Annotated in this window: 23 protein-coding genes; 5 read left to right on the top strand and 18 right to left on the bottom strand. The window is 61.8% G+C overall.

Annotated elements, in window-relative coordinates; translation table 11 throughout:
- Positions 1-22: 22 nt before the first annotated feature.
- From RHP72_RS01990 to RHP72_RS01980, 3 genes are read left to right on the top strand one after another with little or no spacing between them, the layout of a single operon-like run.
- The gene (locus RHP72_RS01990; RefSeq protein ID WP_257217648.1) at positions 23-2,359 is read left to right on the top strand and encodes a CoA transferase; all 2,337 of its coding nucleotides are present in this window, start codon (positions 23-25) and stop codon (positions 2,357-2,359) included.
- A 50-nt stretch (positions 2,360-2,409) separates the two neighbouring features.
- Positions 2,410-3,357 (top strand): zinc-binding alcohol dehydrogenase family protein, encoded by a 948-nt coding sequence (locus tag RHP72_RS01985; RefSeq protein ID WP_007731598.1) that lies wholly within the window; start codon positions 2,410-2,412, stop codon positions 3,355-3,357.
- A gap of 15 nt (positions 3,358-3,372) precedes the next feature.
- The gene (locus tag RHP72_RS01980) at positions 3,373-4,896 is read left to right on the top strand and encodes an AMP-binding protein (RefSeq protein ID WP_064073555.1); all 1,524 of its coding nucleotides are present in this window, start codon (positions 3,373-3,375) and stop codon (positions 4,894-4,896) included.
- 11 nt (positions 4,897-4,907) lie between these two features.
- Here the strand turns inward: RHP72_RS01980 and RHP72_RS01975 are convergent, their stop codons facing one another.
- From RHP72_RS01975 to RHP72_RS01905, 15 genes are all read right to left on the bottom strand, one after another.
- Complete coding sequence (locus tag RHP72_RS01975) at positions 4,908-5,810, bottom strand: IclR family transcriptional regulator (RefSeq protein WP_007731601.1); 903 nt, start codon at positions 5,808-5,810, stop codon at positions 4,908-4,910.
- A 167-nt stretch (positions 5,811-5,977) separates the two neighbouring features.
- Complete coding sequence (locus RHP72_RS01970; RefSeq protein WP_007731603.1) at positions 5,978-6,802, bottom strand: alpha/beta fold hydrolase; 825 nt, start codon at positions 6,800-6,802, stop codon at positions 5,978-5,980.
- Positions 6,802-7,122 carry a DUF362 domain-containing protein gene (locus tag RHP72_RS01965; RefSeq protein WP_007731605.1) on the bottom strand — a complete coding sequence of 107 codons (321 nt, stop codon included), beginning with the start codon at positions 7,120-7,122 and terminating at the stop codon, positions 6,802-6,804. The genes RHP72_RS01970 and RHP72_RS01965 overlap by 1 nt, the downstream gene beginning before the upstream one ends.
- A gap of 3 nt (positions 7,123-7,125) precedes the next feature.
- Positions 7,126-8,136: an NAD(P)/FAD-dependent oxidoreductase gene (locus RHP72_RS01960; RefSeq protein WP_050655582.1), complete on the bottom strand. Its 1,011-nt coding sequence runs from the start codon at positions 8,134-8,136 to the stop codon at positions 7,126-7,128.
- Between the two features lie 150 nt (positions 8,137-8,286).
- Positions 8,287-9,072 (bottom strand): class II aldolase/adducin family protein, encoded by a 786-nt coding sequence (locus tag RHP72_RS01955; protein ID WP_054188628.1) that lies wholly within the window; start codon positions 9,070-9,072, stop codon positions 8,287-8,289.
- Between the two features lie 13 nt (positions 9,073-9,085).
- Positions 9,086-9,922: an ABC transporter permease gene (locus RHP72_RS01950; protein WP_019746502.1), complete on the bottom strand. Its 837-nt coding sequence runs from the start codon at positions 9,920-9,922 to the stop codon at positions 9,086-9,088.
- Positions 9,919-10,782 carry an ABC transporter ATP-binding protein gene (locus RHP72_RS01945; RefSeq protein WP_007731623.1) on the bottom strand — a complete coding sequence of 288 codons (864 nt, stop codon included), beginning with the start codon at positions 10,780-10,782 and terminating at the stop codon, positions 9,919-9,921. The genes RHP72_RS01950 and RHP72_RS01945 overlap by 4 nt, the downstream gene beginning before the upstream one ends.
- Positions 10,779-11,762 (bottom strand): ABC transporter substrate-binding protein, encoded by a 984-nt coding sequence (locus RHP72_RS01940; protein ID WP_125050212.1) that lies wholly within the window; start codon positions 11,760-11,762, stop codon positions 10,779-10,781. The genes RHP72_RS01945 and RHP72_RS01940 overlap by 4 nt, the downstream gene beginning before the upstream one ends.
- 204 nt (positions 11,763-11,966) lie before the next feature.
- Entirely contained in the window at positions 11,967-12,923 is a 957-nt protein-coding gene (locus RHP72_RS01935) for an NAD(P)-dependent oxidoreductase (RefSeq protein ID WP_019746501.1), read from the bottom strand.
- 109 nt (positions 12,924-13,032) lie between these two features.
- The gene (locus tag RHP72_RS01930; RefSeq protein WP_311094239.1) at positions 13,033-13,905 is read right to left on the bottom strand and encodes an alpha/beta hydrolase; all 873 of its coding nucleotides are present in this window, start codon (positions 13,903-13,905) and stop codon (positions 13,033-13,035) included.
- A gap of 30 nt (positions 13,906-13,935) precedes the next feature.
- Positions 13,936-14,892, bottom strand: coding sequence for a 3-(2,3-dihydroxyphenyl)propionate dioxygenase (locus RHP72_RS01925; protein WP_007731630.1), 957 nt, complete (start codon positions 14,890-14,892; stop codon positions 13,936-13,938).
- Positions 14,892-16,235: a M20 family metallopeptidase gene (locus RHP72_RS01920; RefSeq protein WP_058038206.1), complete on the bottom strand. Its 1,344-nt coding sequence runs from the start codon at positions 16,233-16,235 to the stop codon at positions 14,892-14,894. Before RHP72_RS01920 ends, RHP72_RS01925 begins: the two co-directional genes overlap by 1 nt.
- Before the next feature lie 122 nt (positions 16,236-16,357).
- Positions 16,358-17,647 (bottom strand): Rieske 2Fe-2S domain-containing protein, encoded by a 1,290-nt coding sequence (locus RHP72_RS01915; RefSeq protein WP_007731634.1) that lies wholly within the window; start codon positions 17,645-17,647, stop codon positions 16,358-16,360.
- An 81-nt stretch (positions 17,648-17,728) separates the two neighbouring features.
- Positions 17,729-18,127, bottom strand: a complete 399-nt coding sequence (locus RHP72_RS01910; protein ID WP_007731636.1) for a hypothetical protein — start codon at positions 18,125-18,127, stop codon at positions 17,729-17,731.
- Entirely contained in the window at positions 18,124-18,609 is a 486-nt protein-coding gene (locus tag RHP72_RS01905; RefSeq protein WP_007731639.1) for a MaoC family dehydratase N-terminal domain-containing protein, read from the bottom strand. Before RHP72_RS01905 ends, RHP72_RS01910 begins: the two co-directional genes overlap by 4 nt.
- A 101-nt stretch (positions 18,610-18,710) precedes the next feature.
- On the opposite strand from RHP72_RS01905, the gene RHP72_RS01900 reads away from it, so the two are divergent.
- Both RHP72_RS01900 and RHP72_RS01895 read left to right on the top strand, forming a co-directional pair.
- Entirely contained in the window at positions 18,711-19,562 is an 852-nt protein-coding gene (locus RHP72_RS01900; RefSeq protein ID WP_007731641.1) for an alpha/beta fold hydrolase, read from the top strand.
- Between the two features lie 7 nt (positions 19,563-19,569).
- Positions 19,570-20,751 carry a multidrug effflux MFS transporter gene (locus tag RHP72_RS01895; RefSeq protein ID WP_058038203.1) on the top strand — a complete coding sequence of 394 codons (1,182 nt, stop codon included), beginning with the start codon at positions 19,570-19,572 and terminating at the stop codon, positions 20,749-20,751.
- A gap of 5 nt (positions 20,752-20,756) precedes the next feature.
- On the opposite strand, the gene RHP72_RS01890 is transcribed toward RHP72_RS01895, so the two are convergent.
- From RHP72_RS01890 to RHP72_RS01880, 3 genes are all read right to left on the bottom strand, one after another.
- On the bottom strand, positions 20,757-21,500 hold the full coding sequence (locus tag RHP72_RS01890; protein WP_007731643.1) for an IclR family transcriptional regulator: 744 nt from the start codon (positions 21,498-21,500) through the stop codon (positions 20,757-20,759).
- A 70-nt stretch (positions 21,501-21,570) separates the two neighbouring features.
- A complete protein-coding gene (locus RHP72_RS01885) occupies positions 21,571-23,502 on the bottom strand; it encodes an ABC transporter ATP-binding protein (protein WP_165638734.1) in 1,932 nt (643 codons plus the stop codon).
- Complete coding sequence (locus tag RHP72_RS01880) at positions 23,499-25,232, bottom strand: ABC transporter ATP-binding protein (RefSeq protein ID WP_054188631.1); 1,734 nt, start codon at positions 25,230-25,232, stop codon at positions 23,499-23,501. Before RHP72_RS01880 ends, RHP72_RS01885 begins: the two co-directional genes overlap by 4 nt.
- Positions 25,233-25,317 lie beyond the last annotated feature (85 nt).

The raw sequence follows: 25,317 nt of genomic DNA, 5'->3' as shown, positions 1-25,317 counted from the left end.
CGATTGAAACGGAGTAGTTGTGGTGCATCCCCCGGTACGGGTCGTAGAGATTTCCAGTCCGTTTGCGCGATTCGCCGGGCGCATCCTGGTCGGGCTGGGTTTCGAGGTCATTCTGGTAGAACCACCCACCGGTGACCCCAGTCGCACCGAGTCCCAGGGTGATTCGTACTTGCATTGGCATGCGGGCAAGAAGTCCGTTGTCCTCGATATCGACGACAGCAACGATCGCCTCGCTTTCGAAGCACTGCTGCGCAGTGCCGACGTCCTGCTCGACGGCAGCGCGACCGGCGCTCTACGCGACAACCGAGGATCTCTCGTTCACGTACGAGTGACACCCTTCGGCACAACCGGACCGCGAAGTGACTGGAAGGCAACAAATCTGACCGTCGCGGCACTCGGCGGGATGATGGCCCAGGTCGGCGATCCCGAGCACCCTCCACTGCTGCTCCCCGAACTCCAGGCTGAGCAGCTCGCCGGAATCAATGCCGCAATCGGCGTGCTTCTCGGACTGCGTTCGCAATCCAAGGGCCACAACCCGTTGCTGGAGATCAGCGCTCAGGAATGTGTTGCCGCCGCGCTGGAAGCGGGCACTCTTGCCTACATTCACGAGGACCGCGTACCACCGCGTCCGGGCCGGGTACATCCGCTCGTTCCGCACGGACTGTTCCAGGCCGCCGACGGTTATGTCGGTGGCGGCCTCGGCGGTAGCCCCCGCATGTGGGACGGCATGCTGGCCTGGCTGATCGACAACGATGCTCAGGACGATCTCGATCAACCGGAGTGGTCCGACGCGGTCTACCGAAAGACGCATCAGGAACACATTTTCGACGTTCTGTCCGCCTTCATCGCGAAGTGGCCGAAGGAAGAATTCGCGGTCAGCGCGCAGTCACGCAAGTTGCCGTGGGCAGCGGTCGACCGGCCCGAAGAACTGCTGCGTAACCCGCAACTCAACGACCGGGACTTCTTCACCGACGTGACCGGAGATCACGGTACCTACCGCGATCTCGGGTTCGGCTTCGCTTTCCCCGAAGGCCGGCGCATCGGAACGCTCGAGGCTGCCCGGTTGGGCCAGCATCAGGAACTCTTGAAGGCCACCTCGCCTGTGGCAGTGAACGAAACCCACGAGTTCAGCGGTGGCAGCACGCCCAGCCTCGAAGGTGTCCGCGTCCTGGATCTCACGTGGGTGTTGGCGGGCCCGTACGGCACCAGAATCCTTGCCGACCACGGTGCCGATGTCATCAAGGTCGAATCGATCGGACGCCCGGACCCGACTCGCTTTGCACCTTTCATGCATCTCTCGCGAGGACCGCACGACAATCCGAACACCAGCGGGTACTTCAACGACGTCAACCGCAACAAGCGCAGCATCACACTCGATACCCGATCCGCAGAGGGCCTTTCGGTACTGCGCGACCTGATCAGGAACTCCGACGTCGTGGTCGAGAATTTCAGCTCGTCGGTCATGGACAAGATGGGGCTCGGCTACGAACAACTCCGGGAGCTCAAACCGGACATCATCTACGTGTCGATGTCCGGGATGGGTCACACCGGTCCTCGCAAGGACTGGGTGTCGTATGCCGACATCGTTTCGGCAAGTACCGGTTTGACCGCACTGACCGGCTGGAACGCCGATGACGTTGTCGGAGTCATCTACGGCCATGGCGACATCGTCGCCGGACTGCAAGCCGGCGTCGCGATGCTGGCAGCCCTCGACTACCGCGACCGGACCGGCCGGGGACAGCACGTAGACCTGTCACAACTCGAAGCCATGGCAGCGCACATGGGTACCAGCGTTCTCCGAGCCGCCCGGTCACAGTCCCCCGATCCGATCGGCAACAGCCATCACGAACTGGCACCACACGGCGTGTACCCGTGCCTCGGCAGCGACCGGTGGTGCTCGATTGCCGTTCGCGATACCACGGAATGGAATGCATTGTGCCGCATCATCGAAGCAGAGAAATGGATCGGCAATCCTGACTTCGCGAGTGCAGAAAGCCGCCAAGCCGATCACGAACGTATCGACGACGCCATCGCCGACTGGACCAGGACTCTGTCACCCGAAACCGTCATGGAACGCTTGCAATCGGCGGGTATCGCGGCCGGCACCGTCCAGGACGGACGCGACCTGGTCGAGAGCGATCCACATCTTCGGGCACGCAGTTTCTATTCGGCACAGGAACATCCCCTCGCCGGAACATTCCTCCACGAAGGCATCCCCGTTCGCCGGAACTCCGAACCCGGCTCGATCCGACGCGCTGCGCCGGTGCTGGGCGCGGACACCGACGACGTCCTCGAGTCGGTGCTCGGATACAGCGACGAACTGATCGCCGGACTTCGCGACCAGTCGATCCTGTCCTGACCTCACTCATATTCAGTACATCCATTCACAGATCGCTACTAGGAGACACAATGCGCGCGGCCCGACTCCATCAGTTCGGCACTTCACCGGTCATCGACGACATCGACATTCCCACACGTGAATCCGGTCAGACGCTCGTGCGCATCGACGCTGCCGCGCTCGGCCATCTCGACATCACCGTCGCGAGCGGAAACTTCGGAGTCAAGCCGAACCTGCCACATATCGGTGGAACAGACGGAGCGGCGACGGTAATCGAATCCGACACCTATGAGCCTGGCACCCGCCTTCTGGTCCGAGGCGGCGGAGTCGGACTGTTCAAGAACGGTTGCTGGGCTGAGTATCTGGTAGCGGCAGACAAGGCGTTCACACCCTTTGATCCCGCACTGTCGCCGGCCGTCGCCGCAACCTTCTTCCTGCCCAGCACAACCGGCTATGTTGCCGTCAACGACATTGCAGCCGTCGCTCCCGGCGAACGAGTTGTTGTCGCCGGAGCATCCGGCGCTGTCGGATCGATGGCAGCACAGTTCGCTCTGCTTGCCGGAGCGTCCGAGGTAATCGGTGTTGTACCGCGCGAAGATCAGGCTGCCTTGCTTCCGGAGGGTGTGCGTCCCGTCGTCGGGCAAGGCGACGAACTTGCCGGAGTGGTGGGATCCGAGCCTTCCGTCGACGCCGTGATCGACACGCTTGGCGGCGACGGCTTGCCGCACCTTCTGGCGAGTGTTGTCCCCGGTGGCCGGGCTGCCCTGATCGGATATACCTTGGGTAAGAGCCTCACCCTGGACTTGCCGAACTGGTTGCTCAGCGATGTCCGGATCCTGCCCGTCAACATGATTCGCAAGACTGCCCGGCAAGCCGAACTGGCACCTGAAATGATCCGGCTGCTCATCGAAGGCAAGATTTCCGTTGCAGTGCAGGAGTTTCCGCTGGATGACATCGCAACGGCACTGCAGTTGATGGGTGAGGGCAAGGTTGCCGGCCGGGCCGTCGTCGTACCCTGAGGGATACAATTACCCATGCCCCACGACGCACATGCCATTCCGCGCTCGCTTCCGGATTTGATCCGGAGGCGAGCTTTGGAGCGTCCGGAGCACCCGGCGCTCGTCGTCGACGGGATCACGGTCACCTACCGCGAATTGCGGGATCGTGCAGCGTCGATGGGGGCGGATCTCCGTAATCACGGTGTCGGCCGTGGGGAGCGCGTGGCGGCACTGTCCGGCAACAGGATCGAACTGGCAGACCTTGTTCTCGGATGCGCGTGGATCGGTGCGGTTGTCGTCCCACTCAATACGGCCCTCCGAGCCGACAGTGTTGCCGGCGCACTCGAACAGGCTGGTGTACAACGGATCCTGGTTTCACCCGAATACTCAGGCGCTGTAGCCGGATTCGACGGCACCGTGTGGGTCATGGGTGAACAGTGCGTCCCCACTGCCGGTTCGCATCCGGGCTGTGAGCCCGAGACCCTCGATCCGCTCGACCTGGCCGCGATACTCTTCACCTCCGGCACCACCGGTCTGCCCCGAGGCGTCCGATGCCCGCACGCGCAGTTCCTGCAGTGGGGCAAAGGCGTCGGCGCCTCACTCGGGCTCACCGGGGACGATGTGCTGTACAACTGCCTGCCGCTGTTTCACACCAATGCTCTCAATGCCTTTGTTCAGTCCCTTTGGGCCGGGTCTACTTTTTTCCTGGGACAACGCTTTTCGGTCCGCAATCATTGGCGCGAAGTTCGCGAGATCGGCGCAACTGTCGACTACCTGCTGGGTGCGATGGTGGCCATGTTGATGAACGCGGACCCATCGCCGCAAGACCGACAGCACAGCGTCCACGTGGCACTTGCCCCCGCAACGCCGGCTCATCTGATCGAACCGTTTGCCCAGAGATTCGGTGTAGAACTCGTGGACGGATTCGGAAGTACCGAAACCAATCTCGTGATCGGCACACTTCCGGGAGATCGGCGGGCCGGGTACATGGGGCGGGTGATGAGTGGCTACGACGCCGCAGTCGTCAACGACGGTACTGCGGCCGCAGACGGGGAGCCCGGCGAACTGGTGGTCCGCAGCACGATCCCCGGCGCCTGTTCACTGGGCTATCTGGGCGAGGAGATTCCGGCGACGGAGAGTTGGATACAGACCGGTGACAGGGTGATTCGGGAAGCAGACGGCTGGTTCCGATTTGTCGATCGCATCAAAGACGTGATTCGGCGCCGCGGTGAAAATATTTCCGGGGCCGAAGTGGAAACCGTTCTGGCGTTGCATCCGTCGGTCGGTCAGGTTGCCGTCTTCCCGGTACCGTCGGATCTGGCCGAGGACGACGTCATGGCAACTGTAATACTGCGCCCCGGAGTATCTTTCGACCCCATTTCGATTCTGGAGTTCTCCCAGCAACAGCTGCCGTACTTTGCACTTCCCCGGTACATCGACGTCGTGGACACGTTGCCACTCACCGAAACCGGCAAGGTACAGAAAGCAGTGCTACGTGAGAGGGGCGTCGGCCCACACACCTGGGACTGCGAGAAGAGCGTGTTCCGCGCCCGGCGATAGACCGCGCCTCGCTACTTGCCGCAACCGTTGAACGAACACATCACCGGACTGCAGATCGTGCGCAGAGCCAGCGGGTCGCTCGGCGAATGTGTGCACTTCATGGCATGAAGTTTTCGGGTGATTCCGGCGCCGGCAGTGCGCAGGGCCCCGGTGATGCGGCTGACGTTGAGGCGAGCCGTCGGCGCTGTCACAGACAACGCGCCGGCCAGAGTGCGCGGGCCGCTGAACACCGGCACTGCGACGCTCATGTACCCGAGCCGTGTCTCCTCGACCTCCACCGCGAGTTGTTCCTTACGCATCCGCTCGGTTTGCTGGCGCAGCACGCTGACGGACATCGTCGTTCGACTGGTCAAGGCGGTGAAACCCTGCTCGACTACCTCGTCGAAGACCGATTGCGGGGAGAAGGCAAGGATGATCTTGCCGGTGGCGGTGCAGTACAGCGGGAGCCGACCGGCCACCCGCGACTGCTGATTGAGCCCGCGGTGTCCGATGATCTTCTCGATGTAGAGGACGTCGATGCCGTCACGAACCGCAAAGTGAACCGTCTCCTGCGTCGCCAGTAGTAGGTCCTCCATGTACGGCAGCGCCGCGTCGCGCAGAATCCGCTGACGCGGCACCAATTGGCCCAGCTCGAACAATCGCAGGCCGAGCCGGTACTTGGTACCCGCGCGCTCGAGCAATCCCCACTCGACCAGCTCGCCGGCCAACCGGTGAACCGTCGCTTTCGCGACCCCACTGCGCCGGGTGAGCTCCGTCAGAGACAGGTCACTGTGGTCGGTGTCGAAAGCGTCCAAGATCATTCGAGCCTTGCCCAGGACCGAGGACAGTTCACCTGCAGGCTGCGATGCAGCGGTCGTTTCCGACGCGATGGGTAGTACGGATCCGAACCCGACGGATTGTTGTGGAGCGGCCATGAGTGTCCTCCTGAACGATCTGTGACAGCCTGCCGAGACCGAGTGCCACAACGACCGAGATCGGTCGGGGTCCTCGTTAGGTGCAGGTGCTTCGAGACTGACACTATGGTGACGACACGATGAGACGCACGCCACACGGTCCGCTCAGTGAACCCGTCCCGCAGAGTTTACACGGGGCGCCTACCTGCGTAATTCTCCAGAAACATGCGGACGGCGGATGCAATCTGCGGAGCGTGCTCCTCGACGAGTGCGACGGTCCCCGATTCGACGATCTCCGTTTCCACCACTGCCGCACCCGTCAGGTGTGCACGCAACGGCGCAATGTTAGGCATCGAGAAGGGATCCTTCTGCGCGCCGATCAGCAAAACCGGCGCAGTCACCGAACCGACTCTCGCCTCCATGACGTAGCGGGCGCAGGCTTTGTGCCCCTCCGCCGGATCTACCCGGTAGGCAAGCGCGTCTCGGATGAACCTGTCGAGCAGTGCGGTGCCTGGTTCGGGGTAGTAGGGGCGACGCATCTCCCACAGCCTGGTGAGATGGCTACCGTCTGCGGCCCGGTCGACGCAGTCGATCCCACCGGGTCCCGAGTGCCCCTCGCGGTAGTTGCGGTCGGTCCACGGGCACGACGAGAGCACGGCAGCGTGCACCCTCTCGGGGCGTGATGCCGCCATCTCGAGCGCCACTGCCGCACCGGTGTGGTGACCGATGACCGTGACTCGATCGACGCCCAGGGTGTCGAGCAATTCCCACGCGCCTCGCGCATAGGTCTCGATGGTCTGCGGGCCGGGCACCGGAGCACTGTTGCCGTACCCCGGCATGTCCATCGCGACAACGCGGAAGTCGTCGGCAAGGAGTGGAATGAACTCGCGGAACTCGTCCCACGACCGGGGCGCCTGATGAAGCAGGAGAATCGCCTCACCCGAACCTTGCTGCGCGTAATGCAATTGCCCGAAAGACGAATCAACGTATCCGAGTTGCAGGCCGCCAGCCATCAGAACGCCGCAACCATCGGGGTATCGACGCCGACGATGTCGATCTTTGCCGAACCACCCGGATTTCCGACGGGCTCGCTACGGGTAGGCAAGACCTCGAGGAAGAAGCGCTTGTTGTCTTCCTTGAAATCCGGGTCTGCTTTCCGGTCGACGGTGATCGCCTCCACCGGGCAGGCCAATTCGCAAGCGCCGCAATCGATGCATTCGTTCGGGTTGATGTAGAGCTTGCGATCACCCTCGTAGATGCAATCCACGGGGCATTCTTCCATGCACGATCGGTCCGTGTAGTCGATGCATGCTTCACCGATGACAAATGCCATTGCCTAGCTCTCCTGTTCGGTGGAGTGTCCAGGGAAGATTTCTGCTTCCGGATCCAGCACTGCCGCAGCGTTGTTCACCGCAGTCGCGGCCTCGCCGAAACCGACGGCGATCAAGCGGACCTTGCCGGGATAGTCCGTGATGTCCCCGGCGGCATACACACGCGGAACATTCGTCTCCATCCGTGTGTTCACCGCGATGTGGCGATTGTCGATCTCGATTCCCCACTCCATCATCGGACCGAGGTCGGCCGTGAATCCCAATGCAGCGATGACGGATTGAGCGGGCAGCGTGGACGTGCTCTTGTCTTGTTTGTGGGTGATGTCGACCTCGCCGATCCACCCGTTTCCACGTACCGCCGAGACATCGGCGTTGACGAGAACCTGGACACTGCTTTCCTGCACCTTGGCGACTGTGGATTTGTGCGCGCGGAAACGATCTCGCCGGTGAACCAGGGTGACGGACTTGGCAATCGGTTCCAGGTGAACGGCCCAGTCGAACGCGCTGTCGCCGCCACCGACGATGACAACGTCTTTCCCGGTGTGCGCCGACAAATCCGGGACGAAGTAACTCAGCCCCCGATCCATGAACTCCGAACCCTTCGCCAACGGACGCGGGGTGAAGGTTCCGATGCCGCCGGTGATGACAACCGCGCCGGCCACCACGACCTGGCCCGTGCTGGTGGTGATCCGCACCCGGCCGTCGTCGTCATGCGACAGCTCACGAGCCTGCATGCCCAGAAGGTACACCGGATCGAACGGGGCAGCCTGCGCCATCAAACCCTCGATGAGGTTGCGTCCCTTGACCGAAGGGAATCCCGCGATGTCGAGGATCGCCTTCTCCGGGTACATCGCACTGACCTGTCCCCCCGGTTCCGCAAGGGCATCGATCACGGCAACCGAGAGGCCGCGGAAGCCTGCGTAGTACGCGCCGTACAGCCCGGCGGGGCCGGCACCAATGATCAGAATATCGACGCCGATCTCGTTGTCGGTCGCCGTGGAAGACGTTTTGTTCACACTCGATACGGTATTGCGCCGACGGACTCACGCAAATGAAACCGGTCCGCTCAACAGACCTCGGTAACAGTTGCGGGACAGCACGAAAAGGGCCCGCCGACCTCTCGGTCGACGGGCCCAATGCTCGCAGGAATTCAGTGCGCGAAGAATTCAGTGCGCGAATACCTCGGGTTCGTCTGCTGCGATCTTCTGGATGATGGTCGAGTACGCAAACCACCCCACCTTCTCGGTGCCGACTGCTTCGTAGGTCTGCGCCGCGATCTTCTCGTGCAGGACAACCGGATCACCGGCGGCTCGCGCCGTCAACTCCGCCTGCATCGACCGCTCCATCGACACATACCACCACACTGCGCTCTCCACGGAAGTTCCGACGGTCAGATGACCGTGGTTGGTGAGGATCACGGCCTTGTTCGATCCGAGGGCATCCGCGATGCGAATCCCCTCCTCTTCGTCCAGCGCCACCCCGTGATACTCCTCGTAGATCGAGTGATCCTCGTGAAAGGCGCACGCGTCCTGAGTGATCGGCGTTAGGCGGGTGTGCAGCGAGGAGAACGCCTTACCGTTCAAACCGTGAGCGTGAACAGCTCCGATGACGTCGGGACGAGCCTCGTGAACCTTGCTGTGGATGACAAACGCTGCTCGGTTGAGCGGTCCGTCTCCGGAAATGACCGCGCCGTCCGACGCCACATGCAGCAATTCCTCCGGCTGAACCTGGGAGAAGTGCCGCCCGAACGGCGCAGTCCAGAAAGTCTCCGGATCTTCTGGGTCTCGGGCGGTGATATGTCCCGAGATTCCCTCGTCCAAACCGAATTTCGACAAAATCCGATACCCGCCGATGACAGCGGTCTTGCGACGACGCCGCTCACTCTCGATATCGGTGAACTCGGGCGGTCCCGGAATTCCGGCCTGCTCGGCAATGCTCAGCGGGTGATTCATGCTGCGCTCCTGACTATTTGACGCCGTAACGGGCGAGGTACCGCGAGGACAGAATGCGGAGAATCCGGTCGAAGATGAAGCCCATGATGCCCAGGACGATGATGCCGACGAACGTCCAGTCGATCCGGCCGTAGTTTCGAGCCTGCCAGATCATCGAACCGATACCCTGGTCGGCGGCGACGATCTCCGCCGACACGATGGTGAGGAAGCTGTTGCCCATCGCCAGGCGAGCGCCCGTGACGATGCCGGGGATCGACGACGGCAAGACCACCGTCTTCATGATCTGAAGTTTGTTGGCACCAAGATTTGCCGCTGCCTGCAGTTTGTTCTCGCTGATCGCTACAGTCGCGGCAATCGTGCTGACCGTGACGATGAATACCGAGGTGTAGAAGATCAGAACAACCTTCGACGTCTCACCGATGCCGAACCAGACGACGGCGAGAGTGACAAACGCAATAGGCGGAATGAACCGGAAGAACTCGATGTACGGATCGAGGAGCTGTCGCACGATGGAAATGCGGCCCATCAGAATTCCGACGGGAGCACCGATCACGACACCCAGGAACCAGCCGATGAGAATTCGCTGACCCGATGCGGTGATCGACGACCACAGAACGCCGCTCTCCCACAGTTCCTGTGCCGCCGACCATACTTCGGCCGGTGATGCAATGGTGGTCGGCCCGTACCACCACGCCAGGAACGACCAGATGCCCAAACCGATTGCCGCTGAGGCTGCATACATCAGCGTCGCTTTGACAATCTTGGATCGCCGCGCCGACGAACGCTTTTTTGTCTCCGCCACCTTCGCTGTTCTCACACCGGCTGAACCACCGGTCACTACAGCCGTCACAGCTCGTCCTCCTCAATGCCTTGGTTCCGCAGCGACGCAACCACTTCTGCCCGAATGTCGTCCCGCAGCTTCTCGTAGAGCTCGATCACCTCGGGATCGTTGCGGTCTCGCGGACGAGCCGCATTGACCTCGTAGACGCTCTTGATCCGGGCCCGCGGGCCGGCCGACATCACGATCACACGGTCAGCCAACGTCAGTGCCTCGTCGATATCGTGAGTCACGAATACCACGGTGCAGCGGGTGTGCCGCCAGATACGGTCGAGTTCGGTCTGCAGAACCTGACGAGTCTGAGCGTCCAACGCACCGAACGGCTCGTCCATGAGAACCAACGACGGCTGGTTGGCAAGAACTCGTGCGATCTGAACACGTTGCCGCATACCGCCGGACAGCTGCGAGGGGAACTTCGCACCCGCGTGGGGCAAGCCGACCATCGCGAGGTACTCGGCCGCGATACTCGCCTGCTCGCTGCGGTTCGCTCCACGCATCCTGGGGCCGTAGGCCACGTTCTGGCTCACGGTCATCCATTCGAACAACGCTTCGGAGCTCTGAAACACCATGCCGGCGTGGCGGTTACTGCCGGCGACGACATCTCCGTCGCACACGATCTCGCCGGCGCTGGGTTCCACGAAGCCGGCCATGGACGACAGCAGCGTCGACTTGCCGCAGCCACTCGGACCGAGCAGACAGACGAATTCACCTGGCTGCACGTGCATGTCGATTCCGGCGACGATCTCCGCCGCGCCGAAGCTGATTCCGAGGTCGACCACGTCGATGGCAACACCGGTGTTCTTCTTGCCGGGGCCGGCTGTCCCCGCGCTATTCGTCGAGCTGGTCGTTGAACCACTTGTTGCGATACTCACTGTGCACCATCCTTGTACCAATCCAGAAGCATTGCCGATTCGAGATCCGGCTGGTCGCTGAGAACACCGATCGACTTGTAGAAATCTACGATCGACTGAGCCGACTCGACATCCGCAGCTTCGAGATTCACCACGGCGAAGTCGATCTCGTCCACCGCGGCAATAGTCTGATCCTCGCTGACGTTCACAGCCGCCTTGGTCGCGGACGCTGCCACGCCCGGATCCGACTCGACCTTGCGCGTTGCCTCGTCGAGCACCTTCGCGACGGTTCGCGCTGTCTCTTCGTTGGCCGACAACCACGGAGCCGTCGTGATCGCCCAATGATGATAGAACCAGCCGTAGTCTCCGGTTACTGCCACCACGTGGCCGGTTCCCTGATCCAGGGTGGTGGCCGGCCACGGCTCCCACAGGACAAACCCGTCGATGTCGCCGCGACTGAGCAGTGCGGGCATGTCCGTCGGGGTCGCCGAGATCATCTCGACCGAACCGGGGGCAATGGAGTTGGCAGCGAGGTACTTGTCCGTCGAAATCTGGCTGAGACCCGGGACGATGCCCATCTTCTTGATCGCAGCCGGTGAGTCGACACCGTTACGCAGCACGACCTTGATGTAGTCACCCGACGCCTCGTACGAGTACATCGCGCGCAACGACGGATTCTGACGCAACTGGGCGATCGTTGTCGTATCGGAGCTACCGGCGATCTGGACCTGCCCGGTCGAGAGTGCGTCGACGGCCTCGCCACCACGACCGAACTGGACGAGTTCGACGTCCAAACCGGCAGCGTCGAACATGCCTTCCTGATCCGCTACGAAGAACGGAGCGTAGGAAGCATCGATTCCGACTGCGATACGCAGTGGTCCACTTCCGGCAGAATCAGCTGTGCTTTGCGTCGCCGGGCGGCTGCATGCGCCGGTTGCAACGGTCAGCAGCAGCGCAGCCGAAACAAGAGCAGTCCTTCCAAACTTTGACAGCGAGGCCATCTACTCACACCTTTGTTTGTGATCTGTGCCGCAGTTGCGGGTCGTGGAGAGCAAACCTAGCTGTGTGTACCTACACCCGAGAACCAACCGGGTCCACCGTGCGGACCGGGGACAGGAACTTACCTCGGCGAAACACTGCACCTGGAGGAACGTGCGGACCGAAATACTTCGGTAACACGGCCCTCGATCACAATGTCCACCGAATCACAATGTCCACCGAATTGTCTGCGAGCGCAGCGCACTGGCGACATTCTGCGCCGTCATCGAATAGATCGACGCACGCGCTCCGGCGCTGCCGCCGGCGACGTGCGGGCTCAGGAGGGTCGAATCGAATCCACGGAGCGGGCTCGAAATCGGTAGTGGTTCAACGTCGAACACATCGAGGGCAGCGCCGCCGACATGCCTGGAACGCAAGGCACGCGCCAATGCCGCGTCGTCGACGACAGCGCCGCGCGCCACATTGACCACGATCGCTCCGGTGGGCAACTGCGCAACTCGATGGGAATTGATCAGTCCCCGAGTTGATTCCGTAAGCGGGACGGCCAGCACCAGGACATCCGCGAGAGGCAGTAACTCGTCGAGTGACACAAACGTCGCAGCCACAGTGTCACGCGGTCTCGAACGCGCGGTGACGTAGACGTCGCAACCGAAGGCGGCAAACAATTCTGCACACCGGCGGCCGATCGAACCAACACCTACGACGCCGACCCGGCGCTGCGCCAGATCGCGGCAATCGCGCGTCAGGATGGATTCCTGTGGCCATCGACCATCGGTAACCTCGTTGTGCGCCCAGAACATGGAGCGGCACAACACACCTGCCGCGAGCACTGCCCACTCCGCAACCGAGTTCGCGTTTGCACCGGGAGTATTCGCCACCGGAACTCCGGCGGCGCGCCAGGCTTCGGCATCGATGAAATTGGTTCCGGCACCAGGCTGTTGGACGAGGAGCACATTCCGGCCGAGCTCTGCTTCCTCCTTGCCCAGTGGCAGATCACCACTCCAGTCCCCCACCACGACGTCGCATGTCGGCAACTCCGCACGGAGCGCCCCCGTGGTGCGCTCAGGTAATCGAACTACCTCCGCCTCACCCCTGACGGCGTCACGGATTGCGGTACCGAGTCCGTTGTCGGCGTCGGCCGTCAGCAGAAGTACTTTCTTCACGAGAACTCCTTCGCTGTAAGACGATGACTGTACCTTCGAAAACGCGGAAGCCGGCCTCCCAATCGAGAGACCGGCTCCATTACGCAGCAGCATATTTGGCAGGAACTTCTCAGATAGCTGCCTTCGCGCTGGCTGATGCCTTTGCCAAGAACTCGAGGCTCAGCGGGTTGTACTTCGCTGCCTGCTCGTGCTGCGGCCAGTGACCGCACTCCGAGTAGAGTTCGAGCTGAGCGCCCGGAATATCCTCGGCCATCTTCTTCGCTTCCGGAACATCACCGAACGGATTTTCCTGACCCCAGACCACAAGAGTCGGCGCCTTGATGAGTGCCATTCGATCCGGGCGCAGCAGGTTCCGCTGGCGAACCTCCATCTCCTGCAAGGAAAGGAGGTTGTGGATGTTGGCGACAAAGTCAGGCTGATGGTAGATCCGGTGACGAGCCTGAACCAATTCCTCGGTTGCATCGGCGAGATCATGCATGAGCAACTGCATACGTGCGCGGGTCAATTCGATGTCGTCACTCTGGACGGCCTTCGCGGTCGACGTCTTGATGCGCTCCATGACTACCGGGTTCGCGACTGTTCCGCCTGCTGCCAGCAACTGCAGCGACAGAACACGTTCGGGCTGCTCGCTGGCCAGGTAGGCAGCGACCCAACCACCGAGGCTTTCACCCACCAAGTGCACACGGTCCAGTCCGACCGCGTCGAGGTAGTTCACCAAATGCTCGACGTAGCGCGGAATCTCGTACGGGTAGTCAGGCTTGCCGGTGTAACCATGGCCGAGCATGTCGATCGCGTGAACCCGGTAAGACTCGGCGTGCGGTGCAATATTGCGTGCAAATGCCTCGAGGTGTCCGCTGGTGCCGTGCAGGAAGATCACGGCCTCGTCACCGGATCCTGCCTGCAGAGAGCGCGTGGGCACACCGCCGGCGTCGACGGTCGTCAACTCGAAATCGAGCCCGGCAAGTTCGTTCCAGATTGTCATCAGAGAAACTTCCTTTACTGAAGGTGCAGATTATGTTGTTGCGCTGTCTGTTCCAGCTGGATCGAGAATCGTGACACCCATACCGGTGAGCCACTCGGGAATCGCTTCGTAGGCAAGGCGTTCACCCGGAACGTAGTCGAGCATCGCGGCCATCATGAGCCAGGTCCGCAACTCCTGCGCACCGTTGCCCGCCTCGTCTTCGATCTGCTGCGTCGTGAACTCGGCAAGCTCACTTGCCTTGCCGCTGGCAAACAGATCAAGAATTCGGTCATCGAACTCCGGAGTGATCGCGGCATCGGCTGCGCGGATGATCTGGCGTCGCCGGACGTCGTAGTCGGACCAGTTCTCCCGGCCGTCCAGCCAGGCTTGAACCATGAAATCCTCGTCCTCACCGTGCGGATCCCGCCAGTCCGGCCAGGGCAGACGATGAGACAATCCACCGGACGCGATCACCACGACCCGGGTATCCGCCGGATACGACGCAACGGCATCCCGCAGGGCCTTCGCCACTTCCTCACATCGCTTGAACGTCGGGAGGGGCGGCGCGAATACGTTGACCACCAACGGAACTATCGGAACATCGATTCCGTCGAGAAGGTACTGAATCGCGTGAGACTGACCATGATCGATCTGCAATCGCGCCGAGTAGGCAAGATCGAACCGGCCACCTTCGATCAGCTCGTTTGCAAGGTGCCTGGCGAACTCCACGTCGACCCGTTGCGGCCCCTTGGGTGTTCCTGACTCGCCACTGGAAATGCACTCTCCGACGCCGAGAGTGAACGCCGGAATCAGATCCAGCCAGAAACCGCGAAAGTGGTTGGAGCCGAGAATCAAGACAACATCGGGTTTCGACGCCGCGATCTTCTCCCGGCTCAGATACAGCGCGTCCCGGAAGCGTTCGGCCTCCGCCTTGTGCGTCGTCTCTTCCCAATGGGTGTTCATCAAGGTGCTGTGGGAGGCACCGATACCCAGAACTATCTTCGCCATCAGTCGATTCCTACTTCCTCGAGCGAGCGGGTGACGGTGTCGAGGGCCACTCGGATCAGATACTTCGTAAATCTCTCCGCCGCAGCCAGGTCCACAGTGTTCATCCCCATCGCGAAGTCCACCTCGAACGGTGCGTCGACCACCTTGGGCATACCCACCCGAATCGTCGGGATGCCGCGGCTGCGCAGGATGTTTGCGTCGGTGGCTCCACTCGCGTCGAAGAAGTCCTGATGCGGCTCTCCTTCGGCAGCTTCCCACGCGTGGACTGCGGCGCGGCGCAACCACATTCGAGGGTCGGAACCCTCACCGGGGATGGCAAGAACCTGTTCGACGTCGATCTGCAGATCCAGCGATTGTGCGATCTCCGCAACGACGGCTTTGAGTTCGCGCTTGGCCGCGGTGGGCGTCGTCCGCGGGCTGAGCCGTAGATCAACGGTAAGGCGCACCTGCTCGGGGGTGAACGACGCTGTTCGCTCCCACCCGCCGCGGATGTTGGCAACGATCCCCTGAGGCGCAACCAAACCGTCCTGATGCGCCGCCGAGTACTTCGGGAACCATTCCTCCAACTTGGCGACCACCTCGCCGGCTGCGGTAATCGCGTTGCGGTACGGCAACCGGTGGCGCGAGCCGACGTAGGTGTGCAGACCGTGCACCGTGATCTCGAACCAGGCCAGTCCCACTTCTTCCCAGGAAACCGTCCAGCCGGGCTTGGCGATCAACGCGCAGTCCGCCCACACTCCCTGTTCCAGGAGGAACGAGCAGCCGACGCCCTGGCCGGTGTTGCGTCGGGGGTTTCCGACACCGGGGCGGGCATTGGTCGGCATACCACCGGCGCCGAATCCGAGCACCAGGTCACCGCGGAGCGGAATACCGGCTGCGGCAATTGCTTCGGCCGCCGCGACAATGCAGACGGCGTGGCCTTTGGGGTTCGACGCACCCAATCCGATCACGTAGTTCTCGTCGAACTGGGCGTGCGGCGTCAGATCCGCTCGCAGCTCATTTCCCACCCACGGCAGGTCTTCCGCCGGATCGCCGGTCGTGACGGTGTCGATCGGCGCATACAGCAACAGGTCCGGTCCGGACCCGTCACCGCGGAGCCTTCCCCACGAGTTCGCCTGCCGATCATCGAGATCCATTGTGTGGGCCTCGATGCCCGACGCTGCCAGGACCGCCGTGATGTGGCGGGCCAGCGGTGCTTCGTCACCCGTCGGACTGGGAATGTTGACCACCGAAGTGGCGAGATCCCGCAATCGCGCACGATCGACATGGGCGTAGGCTCGCTCGACCCATTCCCGGCGCTCGTCGCCTAGGCCTGCGAGAGCATCGGCCCTCGCAGTGCTCATGGATTGACCTGATGTACCTGAGTATTGCTGCGCTCGCCGGCCAGCTGCCACAGCTTGGGAACTGCCACTGCAACAGCGGCACCGATAGCGACAGCCGTCAGAATCTTGAACATGTATCTCTCCTATTCGCTGGTGCCGGTGGGAATCTGAGCGTCGGCGACAGGGGCCGAGCGGGGCGTTGGCGTCCGGCGCTCTCGGGTGGGCCTGACCGGCGCCTTGGGGGTGTGCTTGGCCGCGTCGGCGATCTTCTCGGCGTACTCTTCCTCTGCCAGATTTCGCCACGTCGTCAGCGACACGTCCGGTCGGTACAGCTTCTCCGGCGGTGCGTCGGTGACCTCGACCATCCACGCATCCTGACCCGAGAACTGACCGTGGAACAGCCAGCGGATCGCGCCGAGGTACTTGGCGTAGAAGCCCAATTTTGCTGCGCCGGAGACGAAGTTGACCATGAGGCCGACGTACTTGTGGTTGTCTTCGTCCACCGGGACGTAGAACTCGTAGTGAATGAACTTGGGGTACGCGATGCGCAGGACACCCGGCATGGACAGTGAAGCAAAACCGGGGAAGTTCTGAGCTGCGATCACAGGATTGACGTCCAGACCGGCGCCGACGTTTCCGATCTGCGAAATCTGGGTCTCGTCCGGCTTCTTCTTCCACCACCGCTTGTTCGTCCAGGTTCCCACGCCCGGGAATTCCGCCTCCCAGTACACCTCTTCCTGCACGCGGTAGATCCAGCGTCCCTCCGGAACGATGCTCGTGATGTTCCACGTCGGCATCGGCTTGAACAGACGCCACAATGCGGTGCGGTGCAGGTACTTCGCATGTCCCTCGTCGAAACCGTTCTCACATGCGAAGCGCCAGTTGCCTTCTCGGGGCTGAATCCGACCACCGACGATACCCTTGTTCTCCACCAGCTCACGCGGCAACTGGTCGTCGATGGACGGCGCCGGCTCGTTGGCGATCGGGATGTACACCCACACCAGACCGAGTCGCTCCTCGATCGCATAGGTCTGGACGTTCAGCTTGCCGCAGATCTTGGAATCCGGACCGTCGGTGATGACCGCGGCCAGCTTGCCGTCAGTGAGCCGGTACGTCCAGCCGTGGTACGGGCAGCTGACAGTTCCCGGGAACTGCTGATCGCCCTCGGACAACGGAACGCCGCGGTGCGGGCACCGATCGTGCAGGGCATATGCCTTGCCTGCGTCGCGGATGATCGCCAGCTTTTCACCACAGATGGTGAAGCTCTTGGGGTCTTTGGTGATGTGGTTCGACCACGTGACCGGGTACCAGTAACCGCGGTATCCGCTGCCGGCTGCGTTGTAACCCGGCCATGCCGTCCAATCCTGCCGACCGGCCGCTCGTGGCCGCTCGGGCAGCGCGAACGTGGCTTCCGACGCCTCGACACCAGTCATGTGAAGTCCTCTCGACACTGAACGTTTGAATGAAACAGATCTTGGGTGAGATTGCGGTCTACGCCAATGGATTCGGTTCGCTCAGCAGACCCGGACCACCACAGCGGTTCCGACGGCACACAGCACGCCATTGTCCGAATGCTCCCGCAATGCCAAAGTTAGTTGGTCACTGTTGATTTGGGACACTTCACCCGACACCTCGAGTGTGGTTCCGACGGGCGCGGGCGCACGATTCTGCCAGGAGACGGACACAACTCCTTCGTATCCACCGGCAAAGTGTGACGCGGCACGAAAGAACAGCGTGCCCTGCAACTGGGCCATGACCACCGGTGCGGACAACCCCTCCGTCTGCGCATAGGAGGCGTCGTAGTGAATACGGTGCGAATTGTGCGTCGACGCCCCGAATCGAAGGATCCGAACCGGATCGCAGACCAAGGTCACCGATTCGATCGGCGTGCCCACGACTACTGTTTCGGTCATCGGACGATGAACTTCTCGACGACCTCGGCGAATGCGCCGGACTGCGCACCCCGGTAAGTCTTGGTGACCGAGAGCAGCAGAAACTCGTCCGGAGCCCGGCCCTTGGTCGTCACGGTATCGAGTACTCGCCCTACGACGACAGCCTCACCCAGCGGGGCAGGTCGCAAGAAAGTCACACTCTGCCCGCCGGCCATCAAGCGCACGTCGATACCGTCTGTGCCCGGCACTTCGTCACGGAACATGCCGTCTGCTCGGTACTCTCGATCGGAGCCACCTTGCGGTCCTCGCAAAAGCGAAGGCAGATACATCGGATGGACGGCAAATGCCGGGTGCTCCGGGTCGAGAAACCGGGGGTCCGTCTCGGCGGTGGCAACCGCAAACGCAACCGACTCCGCCGGACGCACCGTTCCCAACTCTCGCGTTTCCCGCGTACCGATCATCGCCTCCGCGCGATCACGCGCGTGCTCGAGTTCTGTTCTCATGCCAGCACGCTAGGCATTCGGAAGTCTCACAGCCACGAACCGGGTTCGCCTGCCGGACCGCGATACTTCCCATACCGCTCACCTCGAGGTCAGGTATAGCCATGGCTGATCAACCGAAGAGCTTGTACGCCAAAGCAGATGGCGTCACATTCCATTACTACGACCTCGGCGAGGGCGACCCCACGATTTTCCTGCACGGAGGCGGCCCCGGCTGCACTGCGTGGTCCGACTTCGGGCCAGTGGCACCGCTCTTCGCCTCGGATCGACGAGCGATTCTCGTTGATCTGCTGCAATACGGTCGGTCCGACAAGTGCACCATCGCCGGCCCAATGTGGGACTTCCACGCCGCCAAGGTGGTTGCCCTGCTCGACGAACTCGGAATCGAACGCGCAGACTTCGTCTGCAACTCGTGGGGCGGCACCATAGCGCTCAATCTTGCGGCAAAGTACCCGGAACGCGTTCGCTCCCTGGTGATCACGGGCAGCATGCCCGTCTTCTACGGTCCACTCGCGCCGCTCCCCGAGGATGGCCGTCGTGGCCGCAACGCCCGCGACGTCTACTACGGCGGCACCGGCCCCACCCTCGAAAAACTCCGCACCTTGATCACCAGTCTCGAATGGTTCGACGGATCGAAGTTGCCCGCCGAAACCCTCCAGATGCGATACGAGCAAAGTCTCGACCCCGAAGAAATGGCCCTGGCTGCCTCGGCGGACTCACCTCGTGGCGATTGGCAGGATCTCACAGCTGAACTCGGCCAGATCCAGGCGCCGACGCTCTTCGCCTGGGGCATGCACGACGCATTCCTCACCCCGGACTACCCGCTCATGCTTGCGCGGATGATTCCCCATGGCCATCTCTACATCATGGACAAGGCGTCGCATCATCTTCAGGAAGAACGACCATACGACTACTACAGTGTAGTTTCGGGTTTCCTTGACCAACAGCACAACTGAACGAACGGTGATCGCCCCGACGGGCGGTGCACGGATCCGATTGGTACTGCTTCTCGGAATTCTCACCGCCCTCGGGCCGTTCACCGTCGACATGTATCTTCCTGCGCTGCCACAGATCACGCAGGAATTCGGCACGTCGGACACGATGGTTCAGCTGACCCTGACGGGCACACTGCTGGGTCTGGCTTTCGGCCAGTTGCTCATCGGCCCACTGTCCGACATCTACGGACGTCGACGTCCCCTGCTCGTGGGCACAGTAATTCACGTCGGCGCGTCGTTGGCCTGCTTCTTTGCTCCGTCCATCGAAGTCCTCACTGCGCTGCGAACCCTTCAAGGTTTCGGCGCCGCCGCGACAGGCGTGATCGCGATGGCAATCGTTCGTGATCTATTCACCGGACACGATGCGGCAGTTGTACTTTCGCGGCTGATGTTGGTCATGGGCGTAGCGCCCATCCTGGCCCCCTCCATCGGCGGGGCACTGATGTCCGTAACACAGTGGCGCGGAGTCTTTCTCGCTCTCTTCATCCTGGGCATCGCGATGATCGCACTCGCGGCAGTATCGCTGCCGGAAACACTTCCACCCGAGAATCGGTCGGGCAAGGGCATCGGCGCCATCGCGCGAAACTACATTGCGCTCGGCAAGGATGCCCACTTCATGGTGTTGGTGCTCGTGTGCGGTCTCGGCCGCGGCGTTTTGTGGTCGTACATCGCCGCGTCGTCCTACGTGATGCAGGAACAGTTCGGACTGAGCGCCACCGCATACGGATTTGCCTTTGCCGGCGGCGCCGTCGTTCTGATCGGTTCGTCCCAGCTCAACGTCGTGCTTCTCGGCCGGTGGTCGCCGAATTCCATCACGATCTGGGCAATGTGGGGCAGTAGTGCCGTCGGCGCTGCATTTGTTGTTGTTGCCGCCACCGACTCGTGGGGATTCGTCGGGTTTGCCGTCCCCATCCTGCTGATGCTCTGCGCAACGGGTTTTGTCATGCCCAACGCACCGGCGGTTGCACTGTCCCGTCACGGAGAAGCCGCAGGCTCAGCAGCCGCGCTGATCGGATTTGCGCAGTTCGGCGCTGCAGCTGTGGTTGCGCCCATCGTCGGCCTTCTCGGCAACACCAGTCTTGCCGTGGCCATCTCCATGACCGGGGCTTCGGTTCTCGGCGTGATCGCGCTGCTCTGCGTGCGTCGATAAAACGGTTATGCCGAGCGTTCGAGGACCGATACCTTCCGGCTGATCCCTTCGGCCGCCGCGCGCAACGGTTCGGCAAAACGCTCGGTATCCATTCGATACCGCGGACTCGACACACCGATCGCGGCAACTGCTTCACCAAGTCCACCGAAGATCGGGGCAGCGATACTCGATGTTCCCAGGCGAACCTCCTCGGTCTCGACCGCCAACTGCTGCGAACGAACAGCGTCGAGTTGCCTACGTAACCCGTCTTCCGAGTTCACCGTCCGATCGGTGAACTCGACAAATCCGTTGCCTGTCACCGCTCGAAAAACGGAATCCGGTGAGTACGCGAGTATCGCTTTGCCGGTTGCCGTGGCATACATCGGCAGCCGGCCAGCCACCCGCGACGGCAGGTCCACCCCGTGATGACCGGAGATCTTGTCGATGTACAGAACATCGAGGCCGTCGCGAATCGCGAGGTGAACCGTCTCCCGGGTCGCCGCGTGAAGATCCTGCACATACGTCAAGGACACCTCGCGCAGAATACGTTGACGAGGAACCAACTGCCCCAGTTCGAAGAGCCGTAACCCCAACCTGTACTTGGTTCCGACCCGTTCCAGTAGACCAAGAGACACCAGTTCACCGGCTATTCGATGCACCGTCGCCTTCGCAACACCACTCCGATTCGCAAGTTCGGTCAGCGACAGCGCACCCGAATCCGCATCGAAGGAATCGAGTATCAGGCGCGCTTTCCCCAGCAACGAATGCATCGCCGAGCGCCTCCAGTACACAGAATGTGGTCCACCCAGCGGACCAAGTCTGCTCCAGTCTACTGAGGCATCAGTTCTCCGCGCCCACGAATTGGCTGTTGTACAGACGGAAGTACGCGCCGCGGGATTCGAGCAGAGCCTCATGGCTCCCCTGCTCCACGATCCGGCCTTCCTCCATCACCACGATCAGGTTCGCATCACGAATTGTCGAAAGACGGTGCGCGATGACAAAGCTGGTGCGGTCGTTGCGCAGAACCGCGGTGGCGCTCTGGACCAGCAGTTCGGTGCGTGTGTCCACCGAACTGGTCGCCTCGTCGAGGATCAGGATGGACGGCTGCGAGATGAAGGCGCGGGCGATAGTGATGAGCTGCTTCTCGCCCGCACTGACGTTGCTGCCTTCCTCGTCGATGACCGTGTCGTAACCCTCAGGCAGAGAGTGCACGAACTTGTCGACGTAGCTCATCTCGGCCGCACGACGAATCTCCTCGTCGGTGGCACCAGGCTTGCCGTAGGCGATGTTCTCGCGGATGGTTCCACCGAACAGCCATGCGTCCTGCAGAACCATGCCGATCCGTGAGCGCAGATCGTCTCGCGTCATGTCGGCGATGTCGATGCCGTCCAAAGTGATTCGGCCCGAATTGAGTTCGTAGAACCGCAGGATGAGGTTGACGAGGGTGGTCTTGCCTGCGCCGGTGGGTCCGACGATCGCAACCATCTGACCCGGCTCGGCAGTCAGGGACAGATCCTCGATCAGCGGCTGTTCCGGCTTGTAACTGAAGGTGACGTTCTCGAACTTGACGCGACCCTTGTCGACAGTGGGCGACTTCGCACTCTTCGGGTCCTCCGACTGCTCCTCTTGGTCGAGCAGCGCGAAGACCCGCTCGGCCGAAGCGACGCCGGACTGCAGCAGATTGGTCATCGACGCTATCTGCGTGAGCGGCTGGGTGAACTGCCGCGAGTACTGGATGAACGCTTGCACATCGCCGAGCGTCATCGTTCCGGATGCGACGCGCATGCCACCCACCACTGCGATGGCGACGTAGTTGAGGTTGCCCAGGAACATCACGGCCGGCATGACCAGACCGGAGATGAACTGCGCCTTGAAACTCGACTCGTACAGATCCTCGTTCTGCTTGCGGAAGCGCTCCTCGACCTCCTGCTGGCGACCGAACACCTTGACCAACTCGTGGCCGCTGAATGCTTCCTCGACCTGCGCGTTGATTCCGCCGGTGCTCTTCCACTGCGCCACGAAGTGCTTCTGTGAACGCTTCGCGATAAACGCCGTCACCATGATCGACAGCGGAACAGTTGCCACCGCGATCAAGGCGAGCAGAGGTGAGATCCACAGCATCATCACCAGAATGCCCAGGACGGTCATCACCGACATGACCAACTGGCTGAGCGTCTGCTGCAAGCTCTGCGCGACGTTGTCGATATCATTGGTCACGCGTGAGAGAACATCACCGCGGGCATGGGTATCGAAGTACCGCAAGGGAAGTCGGTGAATCTTCTGCTCGACGTCCTCACGCAGACGACGAACGGTTCGCTGGACCACGATGTTGAGCAGATACGCCTGCAGCCAACTGAACAGCGACGCGCAGACGAACAGCAGCAGCACGATCATCAAGACCTTGCCGACGGCGTCGAAATCGATTCCGGTTCCAGGCACAACTGCCATGCCGGACACCATGTCGGCGAGCTGACCCTGCCCCGAAGCGCGCAATCCTTCGACAGCCTGTTCCTTGGTCGTCCCCGGCTGGAGTTGCTTGCTGACGATGCCGTCGAAGATCAGGTTGGTGGCGTTTCCCAGGATCTTCGGCGCGATCGAGGAAAGTACGACGCTTGCGGTCACCAAAGCGAAGATCAGGACGACGATCGGCTTGTCGGGGCTCAAGCGACCGAGGAGACGTTTGAGCGAAGGGCCGAAGTTCATGGCCTTCTTTGTGGGATCGCCGCCGCCGGGCGGGCCGATGGGAGGCGAGGAAGTCGGTCGATTGCTCATGATGCGTCCTGTACGGCTAGCTGAGAGGCGACGATTTCGCCGTAGGTGGGACAACTGACCACGAGTTCGTCGTGCGTGCCGATCCCCACGATGGCGCCGTCGTCGAGCACGATGATCTGATCGGCTTCCACGATGGTGGAAATGCGCTGCGCGACAACGACGATGCAGGCGTCTTGCGTGACCGGCCGGAGCGCCGCACGCAGCCTCGCATCAGTAGTGAGGTCGAGTGCCGAGAAGGAATCGTCGAACAGATAGATCTGTGGCTTACGCACCAACGCTCTGGCGATGGCGAGTCTCTGACGCTGACCGCCCGATACCGTCGTACCGCCTTGTGCCACCGGTGTGTCCAGGCCTTCAGGCATGGCGCGGACGAAGTCGGCAGCTTGGGCGATCTCGAGGCACTCCCACAGCCATTCGTCGGTAGCTTCGGGGTTTCCGTAGCGGAGATTGGTGGCGACAGTGCCCGAGAACAGATACGGCTTCTGCGGGACGAGACCGATCACCGAGCAGAGCAGTTCCGTGTCGATGTCGCGGACGTCGACTCCTCCCACCGATACCGATCCGGAGGTGGAGTCGATCAAACGCGGAATCAGGTTAAGCAGAGTGGTCTTTCCCGATCCGGTGCCGCCGATGATCGCCGTCGTCTTGCCGGGTTCGGCACGGAACGTGATGTCGCGCAATACAGGTTCCTCGGCTCCGGGGAACTGGAACTGAGCGCCACGAAGTTCGACGACTCCCGGGTCCTTCAGTTCTCGGACCGGGTTCTCGGGCGGAATCACCGACGAATCCGTGTCGAGCACCTCGGAGATACGTTCGGCGCACACCGACGCACGCGGCAGCATCACCGCCATGAAGGTGGCCATCATGACGGCCATCAGGATCTGCATGATGTAGCTGAGCATCGCGGTGAGCGAGCCGATCTGCATCGAGCCCTCGTTGATCTGATGGCCACCGAACCAGATGACCGCGACGCTGGTGACATTGCTGATCAGCATCACGAGCGGGAACATCAGTGCCATGAGGCGGCCGACGCCGAGTGCAGTCTCCGTCAGCTCACGGTTGGCATCGCCGAAACGCTCTACCTCGTACGGTTCCCGTACAAACGCTCGGACGACGCGGATGCCCGTGATCTGTTCGCGAAGAACACGGTTGACGGCGTCGAGGCGGCCCTGCATGACCCTGAATCCGGGGACCATCCGGGCAATCAGGAAACCCATCGAGACTACGAGCAGCGGGACGCTGATCCCCAGGATCCAGGACAGATTCAGGTCCTGGCGCAGAGCCATGATGATGCCGCCGACGCACATGATCGGCGCCATGACGAGGATGGTGCAACTCATCACGACCATCATCTGCACTTGCTGGACGTCGTTGGTGTTGCGGGTGATCAGCGAAGGCGCACCGAAGTGCCCGACCTCTCGGGCCGAGAACGTCCCGACCTGATGCAGCACCGAAGCCCGGAGATCGCGTCCGACGCCCATGGCGACTCGCGCACCGAAGAAGACGGCCCCCACCGAGCACAGGATCTGCGTGAGCGTGACCATCAGCATCATCCCGCCGGTGGAGAGGATGTAGCCGGTGTCGCCTTTCGTCACGCCGTTGTCGATGATGTCGGCGTTGAGACTCGGAAGGTAAAGGGCCGCCATAGTCGAAATAAACTGCAGGACGACAACGCCCGTGAGTTCACCCCGGTACGGCATCAGATAAGTGCGCAGCAGCCTGATCAGCATAGTGAGCGAAGGTTACCAATCCTGGCCGACATGTGCCGCTGGATATTTCGATACACAAAAACTGCTGTGCGCCTTTATTAACCGC

Source organism: Rhodococcus sp. SG20037 (assembly GCF_031763325.1).
Taxonomy (GTDB): domain Bacteria; phylum Actinomycetota; class Actinomycetes; order Mycobacteriales; family Mycobacteriaceae; genus Rhodococcus_F; species Rhodococcus_F qingshengii.
This window is presented reverse-complemented; position numbering and strand designations above follow the sequence as displayed.

Coding starts and splice junctions, on each gene's coding strand:
- RHP72_RS01970 (WP_007731603.1), bottom strand. CDS start 6,802: ATGGCTGGCGGCCTGCAACTCGGATACGTTGATTCGTCTTTCGGGCAA.
- RHP72_RS01930 (WP_311094239.1), bottom strand. CDS start 13,905: ATGACAATCTGGAACGAACTTGCCGGGCTCGATTTCGAGTTGACGACC.
- RHP72_RS01885 (WP_165638734.1), bottom strand. CDS start 23,502: ATGAGCAATCGACCGACTTCCTCGCCTCCCATCGGCCCGCCCGGCGGC.
- RHP72_RS01940 (WP_125050212.1), bottom strand. CDS start 11,762: ATGGCCTCGCTGTCAAAGTTTGGAAGGACTGCTCTTGTTTCGGCTGCG.
- RHP72_RS01925 (WP_007731630.1), bottom strand. CDS start 14,892: ATGGCGAAGATAGTTCTGGGTATCGGTGCCTCCCACAGCACCTTGATG.
- RHP72_RS01920 (WP_058038206.1), bottom strand. CDS start 16,235: ATGAGCACTGCGAGGGCCGATGCTCTCGCAGGCCTAGGCGACGAGCGC.
- RHP72_RS01965 (WP_007731605.1), bottom strand. CDS start 7,122: ATGGCATTTGTCATCGGTGAAGCATGCATCGACTACACGGACCGATCG.
- RHP72_RS01890 (WP_007731643.1), bottom strand. CDS start 21,500: ATGCATTCGTTGCTGGGGAAAGCGCGCCTGATACTCGATTCCTTCGAT.
- RHP72_RS01900 (WP_007731641.1), top strand. CDS start 18,711: ATGGCTGATCAACCGAAGAGCTTGTACGCCAAAGCAGATGGCGTCACA.
- RHP72_RS01905 (WP_007731639.1), bottom strand. CDS start 18,609: ATGAGAACAGAACTCGAGCACGCGCGTGATCGCGCGGAGGCGATGATC.
- RHP72_RS01915 (WP_007731634.1), bottom strand. CDS start 17,647: ATGACTGGTGTCGAGGCGTCGGAAGCCACGTTCGCGCTGCCCGAGCGG.
- RHP72_RS01975 (WP_007731601.1), bottom strand. CDS start 5,810: ATGGCCGCTCCACAACAATCCGTCGGGTTCGGATCCGTACTACCCATC.
- RHP72_RS01980 (WP_064073555.1), top strand. CDS start 3,373: ATGCCCCACGACGCACATGCCATTCCGCGCTCGCTTCCGGATTTGATC.
- RHP72_RS01910 (WP_007731636.1), bottom strand. CDS start 18,127: ATGACCGAAACAGTAGTCGTGGGCACGCCGATCGAATCGGTGACCTTG.
- RHP72_RS01880 (WP_054188631.1), bottom strand. CDS start 25,232: ATGCTGATCAGGCTGCTGCGCACTTATCTGATGCCGTACCGGGGTGAA.
- RHP72_RS01955 (WP_054188628.1), bottom strand. CDS start 9,072: ATGAATCACCCGCTGAGCATTGCCGAGCAGGCCGGAATTCCGGGACCG.
- RHP72_RS01985 (WP_007731598.1), top strand. CDS start 2,410: ATGCGCGCGGCCCGACTCCATCAGTTCGGCACTTCACCGGTCATCGAC.